This window comes from Streptomyces sp. JB150, from assembly GCF_011193355.1.
Classification (GTDB): Bacteria; Actinomycetota; Actinomycetes; order Streptomycetales; family Streptomycetaceae; genus Streptomyces.
In genome coordinates this window covers 721376-747148 of record NZ_CP049780.1, presented here as the reverse complement: position 1 = coordinate 747148, position 25773 = coordinate 721376, and the positions used below count along the sequence as shown (strand labels likewise).

Sequence of the window (25773 nt, the reverse complement as noted above, 5' to 3'; positions counted from 1 at the left end):
ACAGGTTCCGCCTTCCGGCGACGCCCAGCGCGCCCCGGTCGCCGGTATCGGCCCCAGGTGGTCGCCCGCGGGTCAGGCGGTCAGCTCGAGGACCGGACGCAGGCCCGCCGGGCGGTGGGCGGTCGGCAGGTGGTCCACGAAGTGGACCGTGCAGCCGAGGGCGGTGGCGCCTCCGTCGGCGTGGCGGTTGTCGCCGACCATCAGGACGGCGCGCGGGTCGGCGTCGAGCGCGGCGCAGGCGAGCCGGAAGAGACGGGGGTCCGGTTTGCGGACGCCGTGTTCGAACGACAGGGCGTAGGTGTCCACGTAGCGGTCGAGGCCGTGGGCGCGGAAGACGGGGCGCAGGTCCCAGCCGATGTTGCTGACCACGCCGACGGGGATGCCGCGCTCACGCAGACCGGCCAGCACGTCGAGGGCGTCCGGGTACGGGGACCAGGCGGCCGGGTTCATGTGGCGGTCGTACAGGGCGTCGTACAGGGCCGGGTCGGGCAGGGGCACCTGGCGGGCGAGACCGGTGTAGGCGGCCCGGTGGTGGGCCGAGCCGAGGTCGCGCAGCTCCCAGACCTCGCCGATCTGCGCCGGGAGGCGGTGCGGGTGCGCGCCGCCCGGCAGCGCTCCCGCCGCCTCCAGCGCTCGCGCGGTCCCGGCCAGTTCGGGCCCGGGAAGGGTGAGGCCCCGCCCGGCGAGCGCCGCGCGCAGCCAGGACTCGGCGGACTCGACACGGAAGAGCGTTCCGGAGAAGTCGAACAGTACGGCTGCCGTCATGCGCCGATCCTAGGGCGTGTCCCGTAAACGATCTCTTGGTTGGCATGTACGAGCCGGTCGCTGTTCGGGACGTTCGGTCACCCAGCATGGGCAAGGTTGTGCAGCCGGGCAAAACCGCTCACCGCACCGGGCAAGCCTGACCCTGCGTCAGGTGCCCGGCTCGAAGGCGCCGTCGTCGCTACCAGGCGGCCGGGGGAGTTCGGCTCCCGGATGCACAGGCTCCCATCGGCCGTGCTGGTTGCTCCAGCGCACGCTGATCGGCCGTTGGTGGGGTAGAGCCGCGGCGGCCATCCATGTGCCGTCGGGGACCTCAGCTTCTGAGTGCTCAGACCGTGCGCGTCGCTTCCTCCGCCATGTCATCAGCCGAGTCTGTCCATGTCCGTTCCGCATGCCGGCGACACCGCGACATACGCGGCCGGGCTCTCCGTGCAGAGATGTGATCGTCACGGCGACTTGACGCCTGTCGCTCGGAATGGGCAGGCGTGAGCCCGCCCCCGCTTGAGAAGCTGTCACCTACCCCGAGACCATCGCTCTTGCCGATCCTTCGCCCACGATCACCCGTGATCCGGCGAGGCCGTTCAGGTGCTCAGTCCATCGTCTGCCAGAGCGGCGGAGGCCGCGTTCAGGAACCGGACCAGCTGCTGGTGCACGCCCAAGAGCGCATCGTCCGCTGCGCGTTCGTGTTCCTCCGTGAAGGTTCCGTCCTCCAGGCGCCGGATGTAGCGGTGGATGTCACCACGTGCGGTGAGCAATGCATCTTCCGCGTCAAGCGCGGCAGCTGTAACGAGGGGTGGACCTTCGACAGCCACGGCCGACTGCAGTTGCTGAAGCCGACCGTGCAGCCGTTCACCGGCCCGTACGTAGGCGCTGTCGGCGTCACGCAGCAGCCTGCCCCGATCCGGCTCCTGCGCGTCCGCCGCCGCAGACGCGCACTTGAGCGCCTCCGTGTGCAGAGCGTGCGCCTCCTGGAAGCACTCAGCGTACGCAACGTACGCGGAGCGCCGCGGCTCGCGCAGCAACCGCACATGTTCAGCACGAAGCTGCATCCGAGCTTGCCCACGGCCCAGTGACCCAGTCACGAAAGCGGCACCGCCGGTGCCCAGGGCTCCAACGATCGCGCCGAGCAGCGCGGCCAATCCCGCATCCACAACCCGGCAGCTTAGGGCCTTCGAGCAGGTCTACAACCGCCAGTACGCACCCGGTGGGCAGCAGCAGCGCTCACGGAGGCGGGCCATGTCCACGGCCCGCGTTGGATCGAGACCACTTCCTGCCGGCGCCCTGCCTCTGCCTTCACATCCGCGGCAACCTCGTCCAGGCCGCGCCGCTGTCCGGCATCCGAGCCACCACCCAGCGCGGCCCCATCGTCGGCGTCCGGTACGAGAGGTTCGCCAGCTGCCATCCAGTAACGGGACAGCCTTCAGGTAGCCGCGGCCACGGCGTCAGGGGTGCCGGGGGATCGCGGCGAAGTCCGGTCATGGCCGCAGGCGCTGGTGCACGGCGACCGCCAGGGCCACCCAGGCCGCGCCCAGGAGCCAGCCGCCGAGCACGTCGGTCGGCCAGTGCACGCCGAGCCAGATCCGCGTCAACCCCACGCCGGTCACCGAGACCACCGCCACGCCCACCGCCGTACGCCACAGCGCGGCGCCCACGCCGTGGCGGCGCAGCAGCCACAGGAGCAGGCCGCACACCACCACGGCGGACATGGCGTGACCGGACGGGAAGGCCGCGTAGTGGGCGGAGTCGACCGGGTCCGGCCAGACCGGGCGGGCGCGGCCCACCCCGGCCTTCACGGACTGCTGCAGCGCCGTGCCGAGCGCCACCGTCACCACCAGCCACGCCGCCGTCCACCGCGCTCTGAACCGCCACACCAGCGCGACCGCGGTCACCCCGCACAGGATCCGCATCGTGTTCGGATCCCACACCCAGTCCGTCAGAATGCGGCACGCCTGCGTCAGGCCCGGCGCGTCGACCGCCCAGCGGTGGGTGGTGCGGGCGATCTCGCCGTCGAGCGACAGCAGCGGCCCCCACTCGGCGGCGACCAGGGCGATCAGCAGCAGCGAGCCCAGTGCCAGACCGGTGCCCGCGCGCACGGCGCGGCGGTGCTGCGGAGGGCGGGGCGGGGAGTCGACGGAACCGGTGTGCATGGTGCGATCCTCGCCGAGGGGCGGGGTCGAAGGCCAACCCGGGCGCGTCGTGGGGCACGGATACCGCCACTCAGGCCTCGGCCGCCGGCGCCAGGGACAGGTGCCAGAACTCGGCGTAACGGCCGCCGCGGCGCAGCAGTTCCTCGTGACCGCCCTCCTCGACCACGCGGCCGGCGTCCAGGAAGACGATGCGGTCGGCGTGCCGGACGGTGCGCATCCGGTGGGCCACCATCACCACCGTCCGCCCCGCCATCAGGCGCTCGATGCCGGCGTGCACGGCCGCCTCGCCGACCGGGTCCAGCGCGGAGGTCACTTCGTCCAGCAGCACCACCGGCGCGTCCTTCAGCAGCGCCCGGGCGATCGAGACGCGCTGACGCTCCCCGCCCGACAGGCGCGCACCGCCCTCGCCGACACGCGTCGCCCAGCCGTCGGGCAGCCGCTCCACGACCTCGTCCAGCCGCGCGGCGGCCGCGGCCGCCCGCACCTGTGCCGCGGTGGCGCCGGGGCGTCCCAGGCGCACGTTGTCCTCGATCGTGCCGTCGAAGAGGTAGACGTCCTGGAAGACGATGGCGAACCGCGCCATCAGCGTCTCGGTGTCGATCGCGCGTACGTCCGCACCGCCGACCCGGACCGCGCCCGCTTCCACGTCGTGGAACCGTGCCAGCAGCTGCAGCAGCGTCGTCTTGCCCGCGCCCGACGGCCCCACCACGGCCAGCCGCTGACCCTCGGGCACGGACAGCGACAGTCCGTCGATCACCGTGCGACCGCCGTGCCGGAACACCACCGAGTCGAACTCGATGGCATTGCCCGCCGGTCCCACCGGGACGGCCGCCCGCGGCAGCGGCTCGGTGCGCAGCAGCGCGTCCAGCCGGGCCAGTTCGCCGCGCGCGCCGCGCAGCCTGCCGCCGAGGTCGGCCAGCGACAGCAGCGGATCCGCGCAGCGGGCGGCCAGCACCAGGACCGTCAGCACCTCCGCGGCCCCGATGTCCCCGCCGAGCGGGAGCCGCGCCCCCAGCACCAGCACCGCGGTGAACACGGCCTGGACCGTGAGGGTCAGACCCAGCGCGCCGGGCAGCGCCGACAGCGTGGCGCGGCGGGAGGCGTGCCGCACCTGCCGCAGGGCGTCGTCCAGCAGCCGGAACCGCTCGGCGGTCCGGCCGCCGGCCCGTAGCACCGGCTGCGCCTGGAGGTACTCGACGACCCTTTCGGTGGCCTCGTGGTCGCGGGCGGCACGCTCCGCGTCCTCGGTGGCCGCCGCCCGCCCGGTGAGGATCTGCGTCGCCGCGACGAGCGGCACGGCGGCCAGCGCGGCCAGGCCCAGCCGCCAGTCGAACGCGAGGATCACGACGACGACCGTCAGCGGCGTGACGGTGGCGGAGACGAGCGGCGCCAGCAGGTGCGCGATCACGCTCATCGCCCGCAGGACGCCCTGACCGGCCAGCACGGACACCTCTCCGACCCGTGCCGCGCCGTACCAGCCGAGCGGCAGCCGGGCCAGATGGTCGCCCAGGCGGTGGTACACGCCGCGCAGCAGCGCGGTGCCCACGCGGAACCCCGACAGGTCGCTGACGTAGCGCAGCACCGCGTAGGCCGCCACCGCGCCGCCGAACGCGCCCAGCCAGGGCCAGGCGTCCTCTGGGGTGTCCCCGAGCAGCGCCCGCAGCACGGGCACCAGCAGCGCGTACGACAGACCCTCGGTGACCGCGGTCGCCGTCATCAGGGCAAGGGTGCGGCGCATCGGGCGGGCGTACCGGTCGCCCAGCACGCGCAGCAGCATGCGGATCATCTGGGGTGGTCTCCTCGGTGGGCTCGGTGGGCTGGGTGGGCTCGATGGGCTCGGTGTGCGCGATGCGGTCGATGCGCTTCGCGGGATCAGCGGGCGCCGGGGGATCGGCGGGCTCGGTGCCCGTGCGCCGTCACCGCCGCTCACCGGCCCTCTCCTGGAGCACCGCCTCCGCCGCCTCCGGGACCGCCCCCTCCCGGACCACCGCCTCCGCCGTCTCCGTCTCCGCCGCCTCCGTCTCCGCCGTCCCGGGGACCGCCGCCTCCCCCGCGCGGCGCGAGCGCCACAGCGCGGCGAAGGCCCCGTCGGCGGCGAGCAGATCGGCCGGGCTGCCGTGCTCCACGACGACCCCGTCCTCCAGCACGGCGACGGTGTCGGCGCCGAGGACGGTCTCCAGCCGGTGGGCGATGACCAGGACCGTACGGTCGCCCCGCACCGTCTCCAGGGCGCGGCGCACCGCCCGCTCGGTGTGCGGGTCGGCGAACGAGGTCGCCTCGTCGAGCACGAGGACCGGCGTGTCCGCCAGCAACGCCCGGGCGAGCGCGATCCGTTGCGCCTCGCCGCCGGAGAGCCGGGCGTGCTTGCCGATCACCGTGTCGTATCCGTACGGCAGTTCCAGCACGCGCTCGTGGATGCCGGCCAGCCGGGCGGCGCGCGCCACCTCCTCGGGGCCGGCGTCCGGTACCGCCAGCGCGATGTTGTCCGTGACCGAGGCGCGCAGCAGGCGGACGTCCTGGAAGACGAAGGACACCCGCCGGTACAGCTCGCGGCTGCCCAGCTCGCGCAGGTCGACACCGCCGAGGCGGACGGAGCCGCCGGTCGGGTCGGCGAACCGCGGCAGCAGCCGCACCAGCGTGGACTTGCCGCTGCCCGACGGCCCGACGAGTGCGGTGACCGTCCCCGGCTCCAGCACGAGGTCGATCCCGCGCAGCACCTCGTGGCCGGGGTCGTAGGCGAAGCGGACGCCCCGCAGCTCCACCCGGTGGCCGCGCGGCGCGACCGGCCGCGCCGGCTCCGGCAGCGGCTCCACGGCGAGAACCTCGCGGATCCGGCCGACCGCGCGGCGGGCGGCCTGCGCCTCGTCGAAACCGTGCCCGAGCGCCGCCACGGGCGCGGTCAGCCCGAGTCCGAGCAGCAGGAACGGCAGCAGATCGGCCGGGGCCAGGCCGCCGCCGGTGATCAGTGCGGTTCCGCCCAGCAGCACGGTCAGCAGCACGAACGGGGGTGACAGCGCCAGCTGCATCCCCGCGGCGACCGGGGAGATCCCGTGCACCCAGCGACGGAAGGCGGCGACGAAGTCGTCGGCGGCGGCGCGGAACGCGCGGTGGGCGCGCTCGCCCCCGCCGAACGCCTTGACCACCGCGATGCCCTGGACGAACTCCACGGCCGCACCGGCGATCCGCGTCACCGCCGTGTCGAAGTCGGCCTGTTCGCGCAACCGGGCCGGGGTCATCATCAGCGGGACCAGCGCCACCGCCGCGACCACCGGGACCAGCGTGATCAGCGTCAGCCGCCAGTCGACGGTGAACAGGTAGACCAGCGACACCAGCGGCACGACGAACGCCGACGCCAGCTCGCCGGGGGTGTGGGCGATGAACGGATGGACGGCGCCGACGTCCTCGCCCACCAGCCTGGCCAGTTCACCGCTGCGGCGGCGGGACAGCCAGCCCATCGGCACCCGCCCCAGCCGTGCCGCCAGCGCGCGGCGCAGCGCCAGCTGCACCCGCCCGTCCAGCAGATGACCGACGGCTGCCGCGGCCGCGGTGAACAGCAGCCGGACGAACAGGCCCGCCACGCCCGCGACCACGACGAACCGGACGTGGCCGTCGTCGACCGGACCGGGCGCGAGCAGGGCGCGGCCCAGCTCCACGATGGCGTACAGCGGAGCGAGCCCGGCCACGGCGCCGAGGACCTGGAGCACGATCACGGCGGCGAAGGCCCCCGCGTACGGGCGCACCCGCACGGATTCGGCGTTGGTCATCGTCTTCCGTACCCCCACGGATTCTTACGGTGTAAGACTGAGTCCCGACGTTATACTTACGCCGTAAGAATGGTCAACCGGGCGGCCGCGGCGGCTGGTTGGAGAGCGGAGGGGAGGGGTCATGACGGCCCACAGGGCTCGCGGGCAGCGCGCGGGGCTCACCCGGCAGGCGGTCCTGGAGGCGGCCGTACGCCTGGTCGACCGCGAGGGGATGAAGGCGCTGTCCATGCGCCGGCTCGGCGCCGAACTGGGCGTGGAGGCGATGACCCTCTACCACTACGTGCCGAACAAGACCGCCCTGCTGGACGGGATGATCGAGCAGGTTGTCGCCGAGGCCGTACCCCCACAGTTCGGCGCCGCCACCTGGCGGGAGGACCTGCGGGCCTACGCCCACGCGCTGATGGCCGTGCTGGCCGCGCACCCGCACGCCGTGCCGCTGCTGCTGTCCCGGCCCGCCATGACGCCCCGCAACCTGCGGACGATGGAGGCCGTCGTCACGATGCTGCACGAGGCGGGCTTCCCGCTGCGCCGGACCCTCGACATCCTCTACTCCCTGACCGGCTTCGTCGTCGGCCAGGCCGCCGCGCAGGCGGGCGGCGTCGACGGCGGCGGCGAACTGGCCGCGCTGGACCAGGACGCCTACCCGCTGCTGGTCGCGGCCGCCCGGGAGGCGGGCGAGGACGCGGCCGGGGAACGCTTCGAGTTCGCGCTCGACGCGCTGCTGTCCGGTTTCGAGCGGGAACTGGCGCTCACGCGCGCGTGAGCGGAGGGCGGCAGGGACGACTCGCGCTCACGCGCGCCCGGCCGGCCGGACCGGATGCCCCGGCCCCGGCGGCTCACACCGCGCGCGCACGCCGCTACGAGCACGCGCCGTACGGCCCGATCCGATCCCGGTCCGCGACTGCCGGGCCGTGCGTGCCTGCGCGAAGCGGTCTAGCCCAGCGCCCGCAGCCCCGGCACGAACGCCACCAGCACCGGAACCACCGGCACCAGCGCCGCCGCCGCGGTCAGCCGCAGCCGGCGCGCCGCGGTGAGCCGGTCCGGGGGAGTGAGCAGGCGGTGCACCCGCCGCGGGACGTCCGCGTGCCCGGCCGGTGCGGGTGCGAACACGCCCCGGTCCTCGTTGAGTTCGACCAGCGCCAGCGCGGTCGTCAGCCGGCCGAAGCGCCGCGACGCCATGTCGTCGGCGGCCAGCTCCACCAGCCGGTGCATCTCGTCGCGGAACGCCGCGAACACCGGCACCGGCGGGAACCCGCCCGCCAGCGCCGCCGAGCAGTGCAGCAGCCAGTCGTGCCGGGCCCGCGCGTGTCCCTGCTCATGGGCGAGTACGGCGTCCAGCTGCCGCCCCTTGAGGCGGCGCACCGCCGCGGTGGTCACGACGAGCCGGGGAGCCGTACCCGGCAGCCACCAGGCGTCCGGACGCTCGCCCTCCAGCACGACGAGCCGTCCCCGCTCGAACTGCTCGCCGGGCAGCAGCGGGGCCCGCAGGGAGAGTTCGGCGCGCCGCCGGCGACGGCGGGCCCGGGCCCGTACCACCTCACGGACCAGCATGGCCGCGCTCCACACCCCGCCGAGGGCCAGTGCCACCGCGGTGGTCGCCGCCCAGGGGCCGGCCGCGCCGAGCGCGTACGCCTCCACCACCGCGCGGGGCGCCGGGGCGAACACATGGCCCCGTACGGCCTGCCAGGCGGCCGCCGCGCTGAGGACCATCGACAGCGCGCAGCACAGCAGGACCGCCGCCACCACGCACTGCCACACCCACAGGGCCACCACCGGTTCGCGGTCCGGCCAGTCGGCGCGGGCGAGCAACCGGGGTGCCGCCACGGCGGTCAGGGCGCCGAGCAGCAGCAATGCCGCGGGGACCATCATGGGAACAACCCTATGAGTCATGGCTACTGTGCGGTACGGCCCACTGCGTGAAGTGACGGAGACCACGACGGATTCCGCGGGCGGTCACATGGTCAGCAGCATCGCCACCATCGCGATCGCCATCGACAGCCGGCATGCCCGCGCCAGTTCGGGCCGGTCGGCCCAGCCGGGCGGTGCGGGGCCCGCGGCGACCGCGACGGCCGGCACCAGCCGGGCCCCGGACAGCAGGACGTACCCGGCGAAGTACAGCAGCAGCGCCCCCGTCACCAGCGGCACGCCCGAGTCGCCGCCGCCGTGGTGGTGGCCGGGGGCGGACGACGCCATGGCGACCGCCATGTACACCATGGCCGCGGCTCCCATCAGGTGGTGCAGATGGTGGGCGCCGCGTCGCACCGCCCACAGGGCGTGCGGCACGGCCGCGCCGAACACCGCGGCGTAGCCGGCCCAGGCCCAGCCGGGCGGCGTGAACGCCGTCGACGGCACCGCCATCACGGCCATGCCGAACCCCATCAGGGCCTCGGCGCCCGCGGCACTGCGCTGTTCCTCCACGGTGCTGCGCATCCGCAGCAGGCAGTAGGCGCCGGTCGCCGCGCACAGCGCGACCATCAGCCAGCCGGACGCAGCAGGTCCGTGCACACGCGCCTCCCCGCTCGACGTCGGTCCACGGGAAGCGATGCCCGGGCCGTCGGGCGCGCATACGAGCGCAAGGGTGTAGAGGGGGAGCGTGCGGCGGAGCGCGACCAACAGAATTATTTACGGGTAAAACACCTGTTAAGTTTGTTGTATGCCCGTCCGTCCCCTCCCGCTCACCGGTGCCCTGCGCGTCGGCCGCCCGTCCGACATCTGGTTCAAGCCCGCGCTCAGCGTCGTTGTCTCCATCGCGCCGCCCAACCTGACCCTGCTGGCCCTCGGCCGCCTCGACCTGGCCGTGTACACGATGGCCGGCTCCCTGTGCGCGCTCTACGCCCACGACCGCCCCTACGCCGCCCGCGCCCGCGTCCTGGCCGGGGTGGTGCTCGGCATGCTCGGCGGGCTCGCGGTCGCCCTCGTCACCGCTTCGCTCACGGGCAACGCGCTCGTGCTCGTCACCGTCGGCGCGCTGCTCGCCGCCGCGCAGAAGGCGCTGTGCGACGCCACCCGCCTCGGCCCGCCCGGGAACGTGGTGCTCACCTTCGTCAGCTCCGCCGCCCTGTTCGCCCCGCAGCACCTCGGCCAGGTGCCCGGCCATCTCGCGCTGGGCCTCGCGGCGGGCGGCTGGGCCTGGCTGGTGTGCATGGCGCCCGGCCTGCTCCGCCCCCACGGACCCGAGCGCCGCGCCACCGCCCGGGCCCTGAACGCCGCCGCCGCGTACGCCGCCACCGGCGGCACCGGCCCCGGCCACGCCCGCGCGCGTACGGCCGCCAACGCCGCCGTACTCGCCGCCCGGCAGGCGCTGCTCGCCGGCGGCGCCCGCTCGGCGCCCGCACGCCCCGCCCTCGCGCACCTCCTCCTGCGCGCCGAGGTCGCCCTCGCCGCCCCCGCCGACGCCGACCCGGACCGGCTGCGCGCCCGGGCCCGCGCGCTGCGCGGCACCGGTCCCGTGCCGTACGACGGCGCCCCCGCACCCGTCGAGCCGGACGCCGCCGAGTGCCCCGCCGAGCGGCTGCGGCACCGGCTGGCCCCGCTCACCCCCATCGCCGCCCGCACGGCCCTCGGCTGCGCCCTCGCCGGATACGGCTCCCTCGCCCTCGGCATCGGCCGCCCCTACTGGGCCCTCGTCACCGCCGCCGCCCTCTACCAGGCGAACCTCACCCTCACCTGGAGCCGGAGCGTGCAGCGCGTGGTCGGCAACCTCGCCGGTGTCCTCGTCTTCGCCGCCGTCGCCCCGCTCGCCCGTCTCGGGCAGGCCGCCCTAATCCTGTGCTGTCTGGCGTTCAGCTTCGGCGCCGAGGCGCTGATCAGCCGCAACTACTGGCTCGGCAGCGTCTGCGTGACCCCGATGGCGCTGCTCATCACCGAGTTCACCGGCTACCAGGACCCCGGCGAACTGGTCACCGAGCGGGTCGTGGACACCCTCGTCGGCGCGCTGCTCGGCCTGGCCGCCGCCGTCGCGGTCACCAACCGCCGCGCCGGCCCCCGCCTGGAGCACGCGCTCGCCGCGGCCGAACGCGCCCGCGAGCGCGCCGCCCGCCTCCTCGCCGAACCGCACCCGGCCCCCGGCGCCCTGGAGGCGGCCCGCCAGTCTCTCGCCGCCGCCCTGGCCGAGCTGCGCGCCGCCGCCGACGCCGCGGCCGGCGAGCGGTGCCGGCGCACCCCGCCCGCGGACCGGGTCGACCGCGCCGAGCAGGCCGGACACCGTACCCTCGCCGAGACGGTACGCCGCCGCGGCCTCATCCTGGACGGACCAGCGGACACCCCGGCGACGGACGCCGTCCGCACCGCACCGGACCGCGGCACCCACGCCCGGCCGGACCAGGACGAGACCACGGAGGAACCACGGCCATGACGGCGACGAACGGGCGGCCGGACACGGAAGACAGCCGCGAGGCCGCACGAGCCGACACCGTGGCCGCCGTCGTACGGCAGTGGCGCGCCGTCCGTCCGGACCTCGACACCGCGCCCATGGAGATCATCGGCCGGGTCAACCGCTGCGCCGCCCTCCTCCAGCAGGCCGAGGACGCCCCGCTGCGCCGGGCCGGACTCAGCCGGCCCGAGTTCGACCTGCTCGGCGCGCTGCGCCGCACCGGCCACGAGCTGACGCCGGGCGAACTGGCTCGGGAGACCTTCTCCTCGGGCGCCGCCGTCACCAAACGGCTCAAGCAGCTCACCGAGCGCGGCCTGGTCGAGCGGCGCGGCGACACCCGCGACCGCCGGGTGGCCCACGTCCGCCTCACGGACGCCGGACGCGAACTGGTCGACGCCATCCTGCCGGACCAACTGGCCTACGAGAGCGCCGTCCTGTCCGGCGTGGGCAGCGCCGAACAGGGCGAACTCGCGGCCCTGCTCGGCGCGCTCCTCACCCAGCTGGAGGGACGCCTGGGCGCGGTGCGGCGCACCTGAACCCGCGGCGTCAGAGGACGTCGTGGACGCTGCGCCGGTACGTGGAGCGCCGCTCGTCGATCCGCTCCCACCGGTCCCCGTAGACGGTCCGGGTCACCCCGGGCTCCCGCAGGAAGTCGTGCGGGAAGCCCAGCGGTACGGCGCTCACCTCGTCGAGGCGGGCCACGGCGTCGGCGTCGAGCCGGACGTCGACCGCGCCCAGGTTGTCGGCGAGCTGGCTCTCCCTGGTCGCCGCCACGATTGGCACTACGTTCCCGGGCCGGCCCAGCAGCCAGGCCAGCGCCACCTGCGCCGGGGACCAGCCGCCCTGCTCGGCGATCTCCACGACGGTGCGGACGACGGCCTCCTCGCGCGCACCGGCCGTACCGCCGGACGCGCCGAGCCGGCCCGCCTCGCCGCGCAGGTACTTGCCGGTCAGCTTCCCGGCCGCCAGCGGCGCCCAGGCCAGGACCGCCTGGTCGAACGCCCGCGCCTGCGGCAGCAGTTCCCGCTCCGGGGTGCGCTCCAGCAGGTTGTAGCGCAGCTGGGAACCCGCGAACGCCGTCCAGCCGCGCAGCTCGGCCAGGGTGCAGGCCTGCGCGATCTCCCACGCCGCCCAGTCGGATGCGCCGATGTAGAGCACCTTCCCGGCGCGCACCAGGTCGTCGAGGGCGCGCATCACCTCCTCGACGGGGGTGAAGTGGTCACGGGCGTGCACCCACAGCACGTCCAGCCGGTCGGTGCGCAGCCGTTCCAGACTGGCCTCCACCGACCGCACCAGATTCTTGCGGTGGTTGCCGGCGGCATTGACATCGCCGTCCCGGGTGCCGCACGTGTACTTGCTGGCCAGGACGAACTCGTCGCGCCGCCCCTCCAGCAGCCGGCCCAGGAGCCGCTCCGAGGCGCCCTTGCCGTAGATGTCGGCGGTGTCGACGAAGTTGCCGCCGGCCTCCGCGTAGGCGTCGAGGAGCCGTGCGCTGGTGTCCTCGTCGGAGCCGTGGTCCAGGCCGTCGCCCATGACCATCGCGCCGAGGCTCAGCTCGCTCACCCGCAGCCCGGTCCTGCCGAACAGTGTGTACCGCACGTCGCTTTCCCCTTCGAGCAGTTCGTGCGGCCGACGCTAGGAGATGGAGCGCACTCCAGCGCAAGCCCGCGCGGGCTCAGTCGTGGTCGCCGGCCCGGTACACGCCGAACACGGCGGCCTGCGGATCGCGCAGCACCGCGATGCGCGGGCCCTCGGGCACCGACGTGGGCGCCATGAGCACCGTGCCGCCCGCGCCGGCCGCCGTGGCGGCGCAGGCGTCGACGTCGGCGACCGCGAAGTACGGCAGCCAGTGCGGCGGCACCTCGTGCGGGAACTTGTCGTCCATGGTGATCATGCCGCCGAAGTCGGCCCCGCCGACGCCCCACTGCGGATAGTGCTCCGAGGGGCGCACCGTCCAGCCGAAGACCGTGGTGTAGAAGCGCTCCGCGCGGGCCGGGTCGCGGGTCAGCAGCTCCACCCAGCCCAGCGAGCCGGGCGCGTTGAACACCCCGGCGCCGGGGAACTCGCCTGCCTGCCACAGCTGGAAGGCCGCGCCGCCCGGGTCGAGCGCCACCGCGAAACGGCCCAGGTCGAACACGTCCATGGGCCCGAGCAGTACCCGTCCGCCCGCCTCCTCGACCAGCAAGGCCGTGGCGTCCGCGTCGGCCACGGCGAACGACACGTTCCACGCCACCGGCTGCGGCTCCTGGTAGAGCGGGGCCAGCGCCGCGACCGCCGCGTCCCCGAGGTGCGCGACGGTGTAACCGCCCGCCTCCTGCCGCGGATCGGTCGCGCACCGCCACCCGAACAGCCGCGCGTAGAACCGCTGCGCCGCCTCCGGGTCACTGGTGGCCAGCTCCGCCCAGCAGGGCCCGCCGGTCACCGGCGCGTCGAGCTTCATGGCGTCCCTTTCCGCAGCCGGCCGGGGTGCGGGGACGCCGGGGCGCCCCCTGCCAGCACGCTAGCCCCGGCCCTGCCCGACGGCCATCCGAGCCGGGACTCAGCCGCTCAGTCTGCCGCCGACCTCGACCGCCGTAAGTCCGTGCACCGCGCATCCGTGGATCCCAGATCCCAGACCCCAGATCAGCTAGATTCCCGGCCGGTACCGCAGCGGATGATCCGCCGGCACCTCCACCAGCACGATCTGCGTTCCGTCCGGATCGGCGATCCACATCTCGATCAGGCCCCACGGCTCCCGCACCGGCGGCCGGACGATTTTCACGCCCCGGCCGCGCAGCTCGTCGCGGGCCGCCTGCGCGTCGGCCACCTGGAGCCAGAGGCGTACGGCGGGGGAGGGCGGGGTGTCGGAGCGCCCGGAGAGCTCCAGGAAGCCACCGCCGAGGAAGTAGACGGTGCCCCGCTCGGGACCGGTGCCGAACTCCCGGTAGACGGCGAGGCCCAGCCGCTCGCCGTAGAAGGTCCGGGAGCGCTCGGGGTCCGTGGGGCGCAGCAGGATCCGGCTGCCCAGTACATGCACCATGCACCGGAGCCTAGCGCCGGGGTTACGCTCATCCCTGCCCGAGCCGCGCCGAGAACGGAGACGTACCGCATGGACACCACCACCACCGGACTGACCTTCCGCGACGCCACGGAGGCCGACGTCGACACGCTGGTGGCGCTGATCGAGTCGGCGTACCGCGGTGACGCCAGCCGGGCCGGGTGGACCACCGAGGCGGACATCCTCGAAGGGCAGCGGACCGATCCCGAGGGCGTGCTGGAGGTCGTCACGTCGCCGGACAGCCGGCTGCTGACGGTCGAGCGGGACGGCACCGTCGTCGCCTGCTGCCAGCTCGAACACCGCGGCGAGTACGCCTACTTCGGCATGTTCGCGGTCAGCCCGACGCTCCAGGGAGCCGGACTGGGCAAGGCGGTCATCGCGGAGGCGGAGCGCCAGGCGCGCGAGGTCTGGGGCGCGCGGGAGATGCACATGACGGTGATCTCCGTGCGCGAGGACCTGATCGCCTGGTACGAGCGGCGCGGCTACCGCCGTACGGGTGAGCTGTCCCCGTTCCCGTACGGCGACGAGCGCTTCGGCCTCCCGCTCCGTCCCGACCTGCAGTTCGAGCTGCTGGTCAAGCCGCTGGACTGAGGCTCACGCGGTGAACCGGCCGGTGCGCTTGATGTCCGGGTAGTCGGTGGTCGCGCCGTCCAGTTCCAGCGCCCGCACCAGCCGCAGATGCTTCTGCGAGTTCACCACCCAGGCGATGACCCGCAGGTCGGCCGCGCGGGCGTGCTCGACGACCTCCAGGGTGAGGCGGCGGATGTCGAGACAGACCGTCGCGGCACCGGCCTGCACCGCGCGTTCCACGATGTCGGTGCCGTAGCGGCTGGCGATCAGCGCGGTGCGCACGCCGGGCAGCATCCGGGCCGTCTCGGCGATGGCGTCGTCGTGGAACGACGACACCTCGACGCGGCCGGTGAGCCCCCGCTGCCGGATCACCTCCGCCAGCGCCCGCGCCGCCGCCACGTCCTTGATCTCCGCCTGGAGCGGGGTGCTCACCGCGTCCAGGACCTCCTCGAAGACCGGGATCCGCTCGCCGTCGCCCGCGTCCAGGGCGCGCAGCTCCGCCAGCGTCTTCTCCGCGATGGGGCCGCTGCCGTCGGTCGTACGGTCGACCTCGGCGTCGTGCATGACGACGAGGGCGCCGTCCTTGCTCAGATGAAGATCGAGTTCGATGACGTCGAGGCCGGCCTGTTCGGCGGCGACGAAGGAACGCAGGGTGTTCTCGGGCTCGACACCCATGACTCCGCGATGACCGATGGTGAGGAAGTTCAAGGTTCGCTCGCTTCCGTCGACGGACACGTCCGTCAGCCTAGTGCGCCCGTCGCGTAAGGGAACCGGCCGCGCACGCATCGTGCCGGAGCCGCGCCCGGCATGATTCGCGGATCTCACCGCAGCCGCACGCCTGACCGGAAATCGTCATACGGGCAGCCTGCCCGTGCGTCCCCGGCCGCCCGCGCGGTGTCGTGCGAACGTGGCGCGGCGGTGACGGTTCCGCGACGCGTCACACCAACTGCCGTGAGGGACAGGAAAAAGTTCGGTGATGATGGGGCTGTGCAGAATAATTTCCCGCTCCTCCTCTTGCTGGGAGAAACCGCATATGCATACGGTGTCTTTACGCAAGGTTCTCCAGCGGAGGATGGGACATGACGGAAATTCTTGTGCAGGTGGGTACGGAGGGCCAGGTTCCTTCGGCGGACAGGGTCGTGGAGCACCCTGCGTGGCCCCGGCTCAAGGATGCCGTGGAGCGGATCCGGCCATGGCAGTCCAAGGACGGATCGATCGACTTCGAGGCCGAGGGCGCCCCGCGCCGTGAGGACGCCGAGGCCGCCGTACGCGAGGTCACCGAGGCCGTCGAGGCGCTCTCCCCGCTGCTCCCGCACGACGCCGCCTACCACGCGGCCCTGGTGAAGGACCTGCGCCGCTGGGCGGACGAGGGCTTCCAGGTCCCGGACTTCCTGGACTCGCTGCTGGCCTTCCAGCCCGCCGCCGACCGGCAGGACGGCCTCCAGCACCTGGTCGTCTTCCCGATGTACACGCAGAACGGCAACCCGGACCGCAACCTCGAAGCGGTCGTGCTGCGCATGGTCTGGCCCGACTGGCTGGCCGAGCTGGAGCGCACCCGCTACGACAACCCGCTGTTCTGCGGCATCAAGTTCGAGGACTTCACGGCCGGCTACGACACCAACTCCGCCGTCCTCTTCCCCGAGACCATCGCCGTGCGCGAGGCGCCCGAGCGTTTCACCTGGGGCGGCATCTTCTGCGACCGCGAAGCCGCCCGCTTCCGCCGGGTCACCGCCGCCGCCGTCGACATCCTCGGCCTGGAGCTGCCCGACGACATCGCCGCCATGGTCCACGACCAGAAGCGCTGCGAAGAGGCCTTCGTGCTGTGGGACATGGTCCACGACCGCACCCACAGCCACGGCGACCTGCCGTTCGACCCGTTCATGATCAAGCAGCGCCAGCCGTTCTGGATGTACGGCCTGGAGGAGCTGCGCTGCGACCTCACCGCCTTCAAGGAGGCCGTGAAGCTGGAGGCCGAGGGCGTCCCGCAGGCCCGTGACGTGCAGTACGCGGTGCTCTTCGACCGCATGTTCCGCTTCCCGGTCACCGGCGACCGCAACCGCAACTACGACGGCGTCGGCGGCCAGCTGCTCTTCGCCTACCTGCACCAGCACGACGTCGTGCGCTGGACCGACAACAAGCTGTCCATCGACTGGAAGCGCGCCCCCGAGGTCACCAACCAGCTCTGCGCCGAGATCGAGAAGCTCTACCGTGACGGCATCGACCGCCCGAAGCTCGTCCACTGGTTCGCCGGCTACGAGCTGGTCGCCACCTACCTCGCCCCGCACCCCGGCTCCAAGTGGGCCAAGGGTCCGGACGCCCTGGACCTGACCCAGCCGCCGCGCAAGCTCGTCGATGACGTGCTTCCGGACGAGTTTCCGCTGAGCATGTTCTATGAGGCACTGTCCAAGAAGCTGAAAAACGTGATCGCCTCCACCAAGGGCATCACGGCGGACAGCGTCGAGCGGATCGCCGCGTGAGCGACCGCCGTACCGAGAACACTGCTCAGCAGGAGGCGAAGAACATGGGGAACGGGGCTCTCAGCGGTGCGGTGATCGCGGTCGCCGGCGCGGGCGGACCCGCCGGGCGGGCGGCGCTGCTGCGGCTCGCCGAGGCCGGCGCCACGGTCGTCGGCGCCGACAACGACCCGGAGCGGCTGGCCGAGGCCGTGGACGCGGCGCGCTACGCCTCCGGCGGCGCCACCGTCACCGGCGAGACGGTCGACCTGCTCAACCTGGAAGCCACCCGCGACTGGGCCACCCGCACCGAGAAGGAGTTCGGCCGCGTCGACGGCCTGGTCCACCTCGTCGGCGGCTGGCGCGGCAGCGAGACCTTCACCAAAACCAACCTGGACGACTGGGACCTGCTGGAGCTGTTGCTCATCCGCACCGTGCAGCACACCTCCCTCGCCTTCCACGAGGCCATCCAGCGCAGCGACCGCGGCCGGTACGTGCTGATCAGCGCGGCCGGCGCCACCAAGCCCACCGCGGGCAACGCCTCGTACGCCGCCGCCAAGGCCGCCGCCGAGGCGTGGACGCTGGCCCTGGCCGACTACTTCCGCAAGGCCGGGGGCGAGCAGGGTCCGACCTCGGCGGCTGCCATCCTGGTGGTGAAGGCGTTGGTGCACGACGCGATGCGCGCCGAGCGGCCCAACGCGAAGTTCGCGGGCTTCACGGACGTCAAGGACCTCGCCGAGGCGATCGTCGGCGTCTGGGACAAGCCCGCCGCGGAAGTGAACGGAAACCGTCTGTGGCTGACCGAGAAGCCGTGAACCCCCCGAAGACCGACGCGCGTCGCCATCACGACCCGGAGGTCCGCGGTTTCGCCAGTGACAACTACGCCGGCGCCCACCCGGAGGTGCTCGCCGCCCTGGCCCTGGCCAACGGCGGGCACCAGGTCGCGTACGGCGAGGACGCCTACACCGACAACCTCCAGCGGATCATCCGCAGCCACTTCGGGGCGAGCGCCGAGGCGTTCCCGGTCTTCAACGGCACCGGCGCCAACGTCGTCGCGCTCCAGGCGGTCACCGACCGCTGGGGCGCGGTGATCTGCGCCGAGAGCGCCCACATCAACGTCGACGAGGGCGGCGCCCCGGAGCGCATGGGCGGCCTGAAGCTGCTCACCGTGCCGACCCCCGACGGCAAGCTCACGCCCGAGCTGATCGACCGGCAGGCCTGGGGCTGGGACGACGAGCACCGCGCGATGCCGCAGGTCGTGTCGATCACCCAGAGCACCGAGCTGGGCACCCTCTACACGCCGGGCGAGATCCGCGCGATCTGCGAGCACGCCCACGCGCACGGCATGAAGGTGCACCTGGACGGCTCCCGGATAGCCAACGCCGCGGCCTCGCTGGACGTGCCGATGCGCACGTTCACCAACGCGGTCGGCGTGGACATCCTCTCGCTGGGCGGGACGAAGAACGGCGCGCTGTTCGGCGAGGCGGTCGTCGTCCTCAACCCGGACGCCGTCCGCAAGATGAAGCATCTGCGCAAGATGTCCATGCAGCTCGCCTCGAAGATGCGCTTCGTGTCGGTGCAGCTGGAGGCGCTGCTCGCCAAGGACCTGTGGCTGCGCAACGCCCGCCACGCCAACGAGATGGCCCAGCGCCTCGCCGAGGGCGTCCGCGCGGTGCACGGCGTGGAGATCCTGTACCCGGTGCAGGCCAACGGCGTCTTCGCCAGGCTCCCGCACGAGGTGAGCGAGCGGCTGCAGAAGAAGTTCCGCTTCTACTTCTGGGACGAGGCGGCCGGTGTCGTGCGCTGGATGTGCGCGTTCGACACGACCGAGGAGGACGTGGACGCGTTCGTCGCCGCCGTCAAGGAGGAGATGGCCCGCTGACGGGCCAGGACATGGAGAGAGCGGCCGTCCCGAGGGGGCGGCCGCTCTTCGTCGTATCCGCTGCTGACCGGATGCAGCCATAGATCCGCGCGCTGCATATCTATACGACAGAAGGTAAATCCATTGACCGGTGATCGTCTCGGGTCCTAGGCTTCACGGGCATGCAGCTGATCCAGCAAACCGCAGACCTGTCCGCCTACCTGGCCGCCGACGAGGTCATCGACCACGATCATCCGCGGGTACGGGAAACCGCCGACCGCCTGGCTCGGGAGGCGGCCGACTCGTATGACTATGCGCGCGCGGCCTTCGAGTTCGTCCGCGACACCATTGCCCACTCGCAGGACTCCGGTGACCCGCGCGTCACTTGGCGGGCCTCCGACGTGCTGGAGCAGGGGACCGGCATCTGCTACGCCAAGGCGCACGCGCTCGCCGCGCTGCTGCGCGCGGAGGACATCCCGACGGCGCTGTGCTACCAGCAGTTCGACGTGGTGCACGGCCTGGTCGCCGTCCGCTTCCGCGGCGCCTGGCACCGGCAGGATCCCCGGGGCAACAAACCCGGCGTGGACGCCCGGTTCTCACTCGACGGTGAGCGGCTGGCCTTCGTCACCGATCCGGACTCCGGGGAGCTCGACCACCCCGTGCTGTACGCCGCGCCCCACCCGGCCGTCCTGGCCGCCCTGCGGGCCGCCGACGACCGGGCACAGCTGATGCGGACGCTTCCCAGGACGCTCTGAGCCCCGGCACCCGGACACTGCGGTCAGTGCGCCTCGGCCGCCCGCAGCTCGTCCGCCGTCGGGGCGGTGCCGCCCAGGTGGGCGGGGAGCCACCACGGGTCGTCGGTGTCCTTCGGGCGGACCGGGTAGGCGCGCTGCGCGGCCTCCAGCAGCTCCTGCACGCGCTCGCGCAGCTGCCGGGTGAGGGCGCCGGCGTACTTGTCGCGGGACGCCTCGATCGCCTCGCCCACCCGGATGGTGATCGGGGTGTGGCTGCGCTTGAAGTTGCGCGGGTGGCCCTTGGTCCACAGCCGCTGGGTACCCCACACCGCCATCGGGATGAGCGGCACCCCCGCCTCCTGCGCCAGGCGCGCGGCGCCCGACTTGAAGCTCTTCAGCGTGAACGACTCCGAGATGGTCGCCTCCGGGAAGACCCCGACGACCTCGCCGGACCGCAGCGAGTCGAGGGCGTGCGCGTACGCCGTCTCACCCTGCTTGCGGTCCACGGGGATGTGCTTCATTCCGCGCATCAGCGGCCCGGACACCTTGTGCCGGAAGACCGACTCCTTGGCCATGAAACGGACGAGCCGCTTCTGCGGCAGCGCCGCCAGCCCGTTGAAGACGAAGTCCAGGTAGCTGATGTGATTGCTGACCAGCACGGCACCGCCCGAGCGCGGGATGTTCTCCGAGCCCTTGCAGTCGATCTTGAGGTCCCACACCTTGAACATCGTGCGGGCGAGACCGATGACGGGACGGTAGACGAGCTCTGCCATGGACGAAGTGGACCCTTCCTTCTCTCCTGGGAAGGGGCTCCCAGTGGAAAGTTACGCAGCCGTAGGTTTACGGCATGTCGCAGATGGTGCCCCAAGAACGGACGGGTAGCCAGTCCTCGTGCCCGTATGCGGCGAGATTCTCGTCACGTCCCAGCCATGATCACCTCGGGTTTTCCCCTGCTCGTCACTCCGCCTGGACCGTGACGCGCCGCGCGAGCAGGTAGGTTTCGCAGCCCAGGCAGAACGCGGTCGGCGGCCCGAGCCGCGGCCGTACCGCCCTCCGGAACACCCAGCCGTACGGCGATCGCCCCACCCCGCCGGCCGCGCCGAGCGCGAACACCAGCGTCTGCCATGCCAGCAGCCACGTGCTTCCGTGATCAGCACGACCGCCAGGACGGCGGCCGTCACGGCCGCCACGAACCGCGGCCCCCTCACGTCGATGTCCATGAATCCAGCATTCCGCAACGGGCCGCCCGCGGGGAGCCGGGAATCTTTGCGGTCTCGTGAACGCTGCAGCACAGTGATGACCGGACTGATGGTGTGCTGTGCGGTGCTCGCGGCGGCGAGCGCCTGCGCAGTGCTGCGACGGCGGCGGAACGGGAGAGTACGGGTGCGCGTGCGGGACGAGGGGCAGCGGCTCGACGCGGCCGAGCTGGGCGCGGAACTGGGCGAGCGCGCCACGCTGGTGCAGTTCTCCAGCGCCTTCTGCGCCCCCTGCCGGGCCACCCGGCGGATCCTCGGCGAGGTGGCCGGCCTGGTGCCGGGCGTCAGCCATGTCGAGATCGACGCCGAGTCCCGTCTCGGCCTCGTCCGGCGCCTCGGCATCCTCCGCACGCCGACCGTGCTGGTGCTCGACGCCGACGGCCGGATCGTCCGCCGGGCCACCGGGCAGCCCCGCAAGGCCGACGTGATCGCGGCCCTCGGCGAAGCCGTCTGAGTCCGACGTGACCCAGCTCCCAGAAGCCCGGAGAGACTTGACTGTGCATGCCGGCGATCGTCAGCCTGGGCCCGTGCCTTCGGAACTCCTTCTCCACGGGCGGGCCCACATAGATCTCGTCCGCACCGCGAGCGCACGCTGTCCGGGCTGTTGAGCAGCCACGGACCCGCTCGTCCCACCCTCAGAAGGCCCCACCCCATGACGGCAACGCCTGATCTGGCCGGCCCGGCTCCGACTTCTTCCGTTCCGGCTTCTTCGGCTCCGAACTCCTCGGCCGCGAACTCCTCCGTGGCGACCACTCCCGCCCGGTCCGCTCCGGCCGGGTCCGCTCCGGCCCAGTCGGCTTCCGGGCTGCCCGCCCCCCGCCCGGGCCCGCCGCCGCAGCCCGCCTCTCCCGACCTGCTCCGCGCCGTCTTCCGGCGGCACGCGGCCGGCGTCGCGGTGATCACCGCGCGCGGCGAGTCGGGCCCGGTCGGCTTCACCGCCACCTCCCTCACCTCGGTCTCCGCGGATCCGCCGATGCTCTCCTTCGGCGTCGGCACCGCCGCGTCCAGCTGGCCCGCCATCGCCGGGACCGACCACGTGGGCGTCCACATCCTGGGCGAGCACCAGCAGGAGCTGGCCGCGACCTTCGCCCGCAGCGGCGCCGACCGGTTCGGCGCGCCCACCGCCTGGCGGGAGGGCCCCGAGGGCGTGCCCCTGCTCGACGGCGTGCTGGCCTGGCTGGTGTGCCGGGTCCACGCGCGCGTGCCCGCGGGGGACCATCGGATCGTGCTCGCGGAGATCGTCGTCGGCGACCCCGCCGGCGCCGGCCGTCCGCTGCTCTACCACCAGGGCCGGTTCACCGCGCTGCGCGATTGATCACGTCCCGCTCGGCCTGCGAAGGCGTCGAGTTCCGGTTACGCTGCGTTGCGAAGGTCACAGTTCAAAGCGCTTGCTTAGTGGGAACGAACTGGGTGTACTGACGAGTAATATTTCGGCCGGGAGCGCAGGTCGCCCCGGTCGGGAGCGGCCGCTTGGGGCGCCTATGCTGCCTGCAAGAGGCAGCCGAGAAATGACGAGGCAGTAGGAGAGCCGGCGTGAGCTTGAGGATCGTTGTCACCGTGAAGTACGTGCCCGACGCCACTGGCGACCGGCACTTCGCCGATGACCTGACCGTCGACCGTGACGACGTGGACGGTCTGCTCTCCGAACTGGACGAGTACGCGGTCGAGCAGGCGCTCCAGATCGCCGAGAACGCCGACGACGCCGAGGTCACCGTCCTGACGGTCGGCCCCGAGGACGCCAAGGACGCCCTGCGCAAGGCCCTCTCCATGGGTGCCGACAAGGCCATCCACGTCGAGGACGACGACCTGCACGGCACCGACGCCATCGGCACCTCCCTGGTCCTGGCCAAGGCCATCGACAAGGCCGGCTACGACCTGGTCATCTCCGGCATGGCCTCCACCGACGGCACCATGGGCGTCCTTCCGGCCCTGCTGGCCGAGCGCCTGGGCGTCCCGCAGGTCACCCTGCTCTCCGAGGTCTCCGTCGAGGACGGCGTCGTCAAGGGCCGCCGCGACGGCGACGCCGCCTCCGAGCAGCTCGAGGCCTCCCTGCCGGCCGTCGTGTCCGTCACCGACCAGTCGGGCGAGGCGCGTTACCCGTCCTTCAAGGGCATCATGGCCGCCAAGAAGAAGCCGGTGGAGTCCTGGGACCTGTCCGACTTGGACATCGAGGCCGACGAGGTCGGTCTCGAGGGTGCCTACACCACGGTCGACTCCGCGGCCGAGCGCCCGGCCCGCACGGCCGGCACGATCGTCAAGGACGAGGGCGAGGGCGGCAAGCAGCTCGCTGAGTTCCTCGCGGGCCAGAAGTTCATCTGAGCCCGGCTTCGCTGACCGCCCCTCAACTTCGCAAGCAGGAGAGAAGAAGTCCCATGGCTGAAGTCCTCGTCTACGTCGACCACGTGGACGGTGCCGTCCGCAAGCCCACCCTGGAGCTGCTGACCCTGGCCCGCCGCGTCGGCGAGCCGGTCGCCGTCGCCCTCGGCAACGGCGCCGCCGACACCGCCGCCGCGCTCGCCGAGCACGGCGCGGTGAAGGTCCTGACCCACGACGCCGCCGAGTACGCCGACTACCTCGTCGTGCCGAAGGTGGACGCCCTCCAGGCCGCGGTCGAGGCCGTCCAGCCGGCCGCCGTCCTGGTCCCGTCCTCTGCGGAGGGCAAGGAGATCGCCGCCCGCCTGGCGCTGCGCATCGGCTCCGGCATCATCACCGACGCCGTCGACCTGGAGGCCGGCGACGAGGGCCCGGTGGCCACCCAGTCGGTGTTCGCCGCCGCCTTCACCACCAAGTCCCGTGTCTCCAAGGGCATCCCGGTCATCACGGTCAAGCCGAACTCGGCCGCCGTGGAGGCCGCCCCGGCCGCCGGTACGGTCGAGGCCCTGGAGGTGACCTTCTCCGAGAAGGCCACCGGCACCAGGATCACCGGCCGTACGCCGCGTGAGTCGACCGGCCGCCCGGAGCTGACCGAGGCCGCGATCGTGGTCTCCGGTGGCCGCGGCGTCAACGGTGCCGAGAACTTCGCGATCATCGAGGCCCTCGCCGACCAGCTCGGCGCGGCCGTCGGCGCCTCGCGCGCCGCGGTGGACGCGGGCTGGTACCCGCACACCAACCAGGTCGGCCAGACCGGCAAGTCCGTCTCCCCGCAGCTGTACATCGCCGCCGGCATCTCCGGCGCGATCCAGCACCGCGCGGGTATGCAGACCTCGAAGACGATCGTGGCCATCAACAAGGACCCCGAGGCCCCGATCTTCGACCTGGTCGACTACGGCGTCGTCGGTGACCTGTTCGAGGTCGTCCCGCAGCTGACCGAGCAGGTCAAGGCCCGCAAGGGCTGAACCCCGCACGGCTGAGCCGAGGCCCCCGTGACCGCCGACGGTCACGGGGGTCTCGGCGTACGCGGGTGCTCTACTGAGGGTGTTGACCAGCCGCGAGTCCACGGATAGTTTTCGTTCAACGGATTGTTGATTCCGTAGAGTGGAAAACAGGAGGGTGTTGGGATGGGTCAGGGCCAGCAGGAGCAGGTCGCGACGAGCCTCGCGGGCGCCGTCGGCGAGGAGATCAGCGCCTCCCTCGCACCGGTCGACGCCGCACTGGAGCGCCTCTACCCCGGAGACCCGGGCACCCGCCAGCCCGTCCACACCGTCTACGTCCCCGGTGACGCCTTCACCGCCGGCACCATCCGCTCCTGGGGCGACCAGGCCCTCGCCGCCCTTGACGAGCACGCCCCCGACGCCGCGTCCTTCGCCGCCGCTCTCGGCCTTTCCGACGACCTCGCCGAGCCCGTCTACTCCCGCGTCCGCGCCAAGCTGGAGCGCGAACCCATCGAGGACCTGCGCGTCGACTTCGAGGACGGCTACCAGGGCGAGGACGAGGACCGGGACGCGGCCCGCGCCGCCCGCCTGATCGCCGAGGCCTACGAGAACGGCACCGCCGCCCCGTACATGGGCATCCGCATGAAGTGCATGGAGGCGCCGGTCCGCGACCGCGGCATCCGCACCCTGGACGTCTTCCTCACCGGCCTGATGAACGCGGGCGGCCTGCCCGGCGGACTCGTCCTGACCCTGCCCAAGGTCACCTACCCCGAGCAGGTCACCGCCCTGGTCCGGCTCCTGGAGGCCTTCGAGAAGGCGCACGGCCTGGAGCCCGGCCGGATCGGCTTCGAGATCCAGATCGAGACCAGCCAGGCCATCCTCGCCGCCGACGGCACCGCCACCGTCGCCCGGATGATCCCGGCCGCCGAGGGCCGCGCCACCGGCCTGCACTACGGCACCTTCGACTACAGCGCCTGCCTCGGCGTCTCCGCCGCCTACCAGGCCAGCGACCACCCCGCCGCCGACCACGCCAAGGCGATCATGCAGGTCGCCGCCGCGGGCACCGGCGTACGCGTCTGCGACGGCTCCACCAACGTCCTGCCCGTCGGCCCCACCGCGAAGGTCCACGACGCCTGGCGCCTGCACTACGCCCTCACCCGCCGCGCCCTGGCCCGCGCCTACTACCAGGGCTGGGACATGCACCCCGGCCACATCCCCACCCGCTACGCCGCCGTCTTCGCCTTCTACCGCGAGGGCTTCGAGCAGGCCGCCGGGCGCCTCGCCCGCTACGCCAACCGGGCCGGCGGCGACGTCATGGACGAGCCCGCCACCGCCAAGGCCCTCAGCGGCTACCTGCTGCGCGGCCTCGACTGCGGCGCCCTGGACATCGCCGAGGTCGCCCGGCTGTCCGGACTGACCCGGGCCGACCTGGAGGGCTTCGCCGCCCCCCGCCGAGGGGACCTGACCCCCTCGGCCGGCTGACGGCCCTCGCCCCGCAGGCCGTCC

The 25773-nt window shown here is 73.0% G+C and carries 25 protein-coding genes and 1 pseudogene; 13 read left to right on the top strand and 13 right to left on the bottom strand.

Annotated features, from left to right (window positions below; genetic code table 11):
- Window positions 1-72: 72 nt before the first annotated feature.
- The 5 genes from G7Z13_RS03485 to G7Z13_RS03465 all read right to left on the bottom strand — a co-directional run bounded on the left by G7Z13_RS03485 (window position 73) and on the right by G7Z13_RS03465 (window position 6673).
- Window positions 73-765: an HAD family hydrolase gene (locus G7Z13_RS03485; RefSeq protein ID WP_165995910.1), complete on the bottom strand. Its 693-nt coding sequence runs from the start codon at window positions 763-765 to the stop codon at window positions 73-75.
- Between the two features lie 578 nt (window positions 766-1343).
- Entirely contained in the window at window positions 1344-1901 is a 558-nt protein-coding gene (locus tag G7Z13_RS03480; protein WP_165995908.1) for a hypothetical protein, read from the bottom strand.
- 336 nt (window positions 1902-2237) lie between these two features.
- The gene (locus tag G7Z13_RS03475) at window positions 2238-2909 is read right to left on the bottom strand and encodes a phosphatase PAP2 family protein (protein WP_165995906.1); all 672 of its coding nucleotides are present in this window, start codon (window positions 2907-2909) and stop codon (window positions 2238-2240) included.
- Window positions 2910-2979: 70 nt separating this feature from the next.
- Complete coding sequence (locus tag G7Z13_RS03470; protein ID WP_165995905.1) at window positions 2980-4695, bottom strand: ABC transporter ATP-binding protein; 1716 nt, start codon at window positions 4693-4695, stop codon at window positions 2980-2982.
- A 130-nt stretch (window positions 4696-4825) separates the two neighbouring features.
- Window positions 4826-6673: an ABC transporter ATP-binding protein gene (locus tag G7Z13_RS03465; RefSeq protein ID WP_165995903.1), complete on the bottom strand. Its 1848-nt coding sequence runs from the start codon at window positions 6671-6673 to the stop codon at window positions 4826-4828.
- A 121-nt stretch (window positions 6674-6794) separates the two neighbouring features.
- Between G7Z13_RS03465 and G7Z13_RS03460 the strand changes: the two genes are divergently transcribed.
- The gene (locus G7Z13_RS03460; protein WP_165995901.1) at window positions 6795-7436 is read left to right on the top strand and encodes a TetR/AcrR family transcriptional regulator C-terminal domain-containing protein; all 642 of its coding nucleotides are present in this window, start codon (window positions 6795-6797) and stop codon (window positions 7434-7436) included.
- A gap of 170 nt (window positions 7437-7606) precedes the next feature.
- Here the strand turns inward: G7Z13_RS03460 and G7Z13_RS03455 are convergent, their stop codons facing one another.
- Both G7Z13_RS03455 and G7Z13_RS03450 read right to left on the bottom strand, forming a co-directional pair.
- Window positions 7607-8542, bottom strand: coding sequence for a M56 family metallopeptidase (locus tag G7Z13_RS03455; RefSeq protein WP_165995900.1), 936 nt, complete (start codon window positions 8540-8542; stop codon window positions 7607-7609).
- An 84-nt stretch (window positions 8543-8626) separates the two neighbouring features.
- Window positions 8627-9178: a DUF5134 domain-containing protein gene (locus G7Z13_RS03450; protein ID WP_165995899.1), complete on the bottom strand. Its 552-nt coding sequence runs from the start codon at window positions 9176-9178 to the stop codon at window positions 8627-8629.
- 148 nt (window positions 9179-9326) lie between these two features.
- Between G7Z13_RS03450 and G7Z13_RS03445 the strand changes: the two genes are divergently transcribed.
- On the top strand, window positions 9327-11027 hold the full coding sequence (locus tag G7Z13_RS03445) for an FUSC family protein (RefSeq protein ID WP_165995897.1): 1701 nt from the start codon (window positions 9327-9329) through the stop codon (window positions 11025-11027).
- Window positions 11024-11581: a MarR family transcriptional regulator gene (locus G7Z13_RS03440; protein WP_165995895.1), complete on the top strand. Its 558-nt coding sequence runs from the start codon at window positions 11024-11026 to the stop codon at window positions 11579-11581. The genes G7Z13_RS03445 and G7Z13_RS03440 overlap by 4 nt, the downstream gene beginning before the upstream one ends.
- A 10-nt stretch (window positions 11582-11591) precedes the next feature.
- Here G7Z13_RS03440 and G7Z13_RS03435 read toward each other — a convergent pair whose 3' ends face one another.
- From G7Z13_RS03435 to G7Z13_RS03425, 3 genes are all read right to left on the bottom strand, one after another.
- Entirely contained in the window at window positions 11592-12644 is a 1053-nt protein-coding gene (locus tag G7Z13_RS03435) for an aldo/keto reductase (RefSeq protein WP_165995893.1), read from the bottom strand.
- A 76-nt stretch (window positions 12645-12720) separates the two neighbouring features.
- The gene (locus G7Z13_RS03430) at window positions 12721-13485 is read right to left on the bottom strand and encodes a VOC family protein (protein ID WP_165995891.1); all 765 of its coding nucleotides are present in this window, start codon (window positions 13483-13485) and stop codon (window positions 12721-12723) included.
- Window positions 13486-13671: 186 nt separating this feature from the next.
- Window positions 13672-14064: a VOC family protein gene (locus G7Z13_RS03425; RefSeq protein ID WP_165995890.1), complete on the bottom strand. Its 393-nt coding sequence runs from the start codon at window positions 14062-14064 to the stop codon at window positions 13672-13674.
- 69 nt (window positions 14065-14133) lie between these two features.
- Here G7Z13_RS03425 and G7Z13_RS03420 point away from each other — a divergent pair, with 69 nt between their 5' ends.
- On the top strand, window positions 14134-14673 hold the full coding sequence (locus G7Z13_RS03420) for a GNAT family N-acetyltransferase (RefSeq protein WP_165995888.1): 540 nt from the start codon (window positions 14134-14136) through the stop codon (window positions 14671-14673).
- Between the two features lie 3 nt (window positions 14674-14676).
- On the opposite strand, the gene G7Z13_RS03415 is transcribed toward G7Z13_RS03420, so the two are convergent.
- Window positions 14677-15360 (bottom strand): glycerophosphodiester phosphodiesterase family protein, encoded by a 684-nt coding sequence (locus tag G7Z13_RS03415; protein ID WP_166004584.1) that lies wholly within the window; start codon window positions 15358-15360, stop codon window positions 14677-14679.
- Window positions 15361-15731: 371 nt separating this feature from the next.
- On the opposite strand from G7Z13_RS03415, the gene G7Z13_RS03410 reads away from it, so the two are divergent.
- The 4 genes from G7Z13_RS03410 (at window position 15732) to G7Z13_RS03395 (ending at window position 19721) form a co-directional block, all read left to right on the top strand.
- Window positions 15732-17129: a DUF6421 family protein gene (locus tag G7Z13_RS03410; protein WP_165995886.1), complete on the top strand. Its 1398-nt coding sequence runs from the start codon at window positions 15732-15734 to the stop codon at window positions 17127-17129.
- A gap of 44 nt (window positions 17130-17173) precedes the next feature.
- Window positions 17174-17920 carry an SDR family NAD(P)-dependent oxidoreductase gene (locus G7Z13_RS03405; RefSeq protein WP_166004582.1) on the top strand — a complete coding sequence of 249 codons (747 nt, stop codon included), beginning with the start codon at window positions 17174-17176 and terminating at the stop codon, window positions 17918-17920.
- Window positions 17917-18987, top strand: coding sequence for a low specificity L-threonine aldolase (locus tag G7Z13_RS03400; RefSeq protein ID WP_165995885.1), 1071 nt, complete (start codon window positions 17917-17919; stop codon window positions 18985-18987). The genes G7Z13_RS03405 and G7Z13_RS03400 overlap by 4 nt, the downstream gene beginning before the upstream one ends.
- Before the next feature lie 161 nt (window positions 18988-19148).
- Window positions 19149-19721, top strand: a complete 573-nt coding sequence (locus G7Z13_RS03395; protein ID WP_165995883.1) for a transglutaminase domain-containing protein — start codon at window positions 19149-19151, stop codon at window positions 19719-19721.
- Between the two features lie 23 nt (window positions 19722-19744).
- Here G7Z13_RS03395 and G7Z13_RS03390 read toward each other — a convergent pair whose 3' ends face one another.
- Window positions 19745-20473, bottom strand: coding sequence for a lysophospholipid acyltransferase family protein (locus tag G7Z13_RS03390; protein ID WP_165995882.1), 729 nt, complete (start codon window positions 20471-20473; stop codon window positions 19745-19747).
- 184 nt (window positions 20474-20657) lie between these two features.
- Window positions 20658-20920 (bottom strand): annotated as a pseudogene (locus G7Z13_RS03385) (DUF4395 family protein).
- A 76-nt stretch (window positions 20921-20996) separates the two neighbouring features.
- On the opposite strand from G7Z13_RS03385, the gene G7Z13_RS03380 reads away from it, so the two are divergent.
- From G7Z13_RS03380 to G7Z13_RS03360, 5 genes are all read left to right on the top strand, one after another.
- Window positions 20997-21410, top strand: a complete 414-nt coding sequence (locus tag G7Z13_RS03380; protein ID WP_166004580.1) for a thioredoxin family protein — start codon at window positions 20997-20999, stop codon at window positions 21408-21410.
- A 351-nt stretch (window positions 21411-21761) separates the two neighbouring features.
- Window positions 21762-22271: a flavin reductase family protein gene (locus G7Z13_RS03375; protein WP_166004578.1), complete on the top strand. Its 510-nt coding sequence runs from the start codon at window positions 21762-21764 to the stop codon at window positions 22269-22271.
- A 218-nt stretch (window positions 22272-22489) separates the two neighbouring features.
- Window positions 22490-23275 (top strand): electron transfer flavoprotein subunit beta/FixA family protein, encoded by a 786-nt coding sequence (locus G7Z13_RS03370; RefSeq protein ID WP_165995880.1) that lies wholly within the window; start codon window positions 22490-22492, stop codon window positions 23273-23275.
- A 53-nt stretch (window positions 23276-23328) separates the two neighbouring features.
- The gene (locus tag G7Z13_RS03365; protein ID WP_165995878.1) at window positions 23329-24291 is read left to right on the top strand and encodes an electron transfer flavoprotein subunit alpha/FixB family protein; all 963 of its coding nucleotides are present in this window, start codon (window positions 23329-23331) and stop codon (window positions 24289-24291) included.
- A 162-nt stretch (window positions 24292-24453) separates the two neighbouring features.
- Window positions 24454-25749: an aldolase/citrate lyase family protein gene (locus G7Z13_RS03360; protein ID WP_165995877.1), complete on the top strand. Its 1296-nt coding sequence runs from the start codon at window positions 24454-24456 to the stop codon at window positions 25747-25749.
- Window positions 25750-25773 lie beyond the last annotated feature (24 nt).

What these genes read in the sequence shown, in the direction of transcription:
- G7Z13_RS03390 (WP_165995882.1), bottom strand. Translation starts at nt 20,473, where the DNA reads ATGGCAGAGCTCGTCTACCGTCCCGTCATCGGTCTCGCCCGCACGATG.
- G7Z13_RS03420 (WP_165995888.1), top strand. Translation starts at nt 14,134, where the DNA reads ATGGACACCACCACCACCGGACTGACCTTCCGCGACGCCACGGAGGCC.
- G7Z13_RS03405 (WP_166004582.1), top strand. Translation starts at nt 17,174, where the DNA reads ATGGGGAACGGGGCTCTCAGCGGTGCGGTGATCGCGGTCGCCGGCGCG.
- G7Z13_RS03380 (WP_166004580.1), top strand. Translation starts at nt 20,997, where the DNA reads ATGACCGGACTGATGGTGTGCTGTGCGGTGCTCGCGGCGGCGAGCGCC.
- G7Z13_RS03395 (WP_165995883.1), top strand. Translation starts at nt 19,149, where the DNA reads ATGCAGCTGATCCAGCAAACCGCAGACCTGTCCGCCTACCTGGCCGCC.
- G7Z13_RS03360 (WP_165995877.1), top strand. Translation starts at nt 24,454, where the DNA reads ATGGGTCAGGGCCAGCAGGAGCAGGTCGCGACGAGCCTCGCGGGCGCC.
- G7Z13_RS03475 (WP_165995906.1), bottom strand. Translation starts at nt 2,909, where the DNA reads ATGCACACCGGTTCCGTCGACTCCCCGCCCCGCCCTCCGCAGCACCGC.
- G7Z13_RS03460 (WP_165995901.1), top strand. Translation starts at nt 6,795, where the DNA reads ATGACGGCCCACAGGGCTCGCGGGCAGCGCGCGGGGCTCACCCGGCAG.
- G7Z13_RS03445 (WP_165995897.1), top strand. Translation starts at nt 9,327, where the DNA reads ATGCCCGTCCGTCCCCTCCCGCTCACCGGTGCCCTGCGCGTCGGCCGC.
- G7Z13_RS03470 (WP_165995905.1), bottom strand. Translation starts at nt 4,695, where the DNA reads ATGATCCGCATGCTGCTGCGCGTGCTGGGCGACCGGTACGCCCGCCCG.
- G7Z13_RS03485 (WP_165995910.1), bottom strand. Translation starts at nt 765, where the DNA reads ATGACGGCAGCCGTACTGTTCGACTTCTCCGGAACGCTCTTCCGTGTC.
- G7Z13_RS03465 (WP_165995903.1), bottom strand. Translation starts at nt 6,673, where the DNA reads ATGACCAACGCCGAATCCGTGCGGGTGCGCCCGTACGCGGGGGCCTTC.
- G7Z13_RS03430 (WP_165995891.1), bottom strand. Translation starts at nt 13,485, where the DNA reads ATGAAGCTCGACGCGCCGGTGACCGGCGGGCCCTGCTGGGCGGAGCTG.
- G7Z13_RS03365 (WP_165995878.1), top strand. Translation starts at nt 23,329, where the DNA reads ATGGCTGAAGTCCTCGTCTACGTCGACCACGTGGACGGTGCCGTCCGC.
- G7Z13_RS03425 (WP_165995890.1), bottom strand. Translation starts at nt 14,064, where the DNA reads ATGGTGCATGTACTGGGCAGCCGGATCCTGCTGCGCCCCACGGACCCC.
- G7Z13_RS03410 (WP_165995886.1), top strand. Translation starts at nt 15,732, where the DNA reads ATGACGGAAATTCTTGTGCAGGTGGGTACGGAGGGCCAGGTTCCTTCG.
- G7Z13_RS03455 (WP_165995900.1), bottom strand. Translation starts at nt 8,542, where the DNA reads ATGATGGTCCCCGCGGCATTGCTGCTGCTCGGCGCCCTGACCGCCGTG.
- G7Z13_RS03440 (WP_165995895.1), top strand. Translation starts at nt 11,024, where the DNA reads ATGACGGCGACGAACGGGCGGCCGGACACGGAAGACAGCCGCGAGGCC.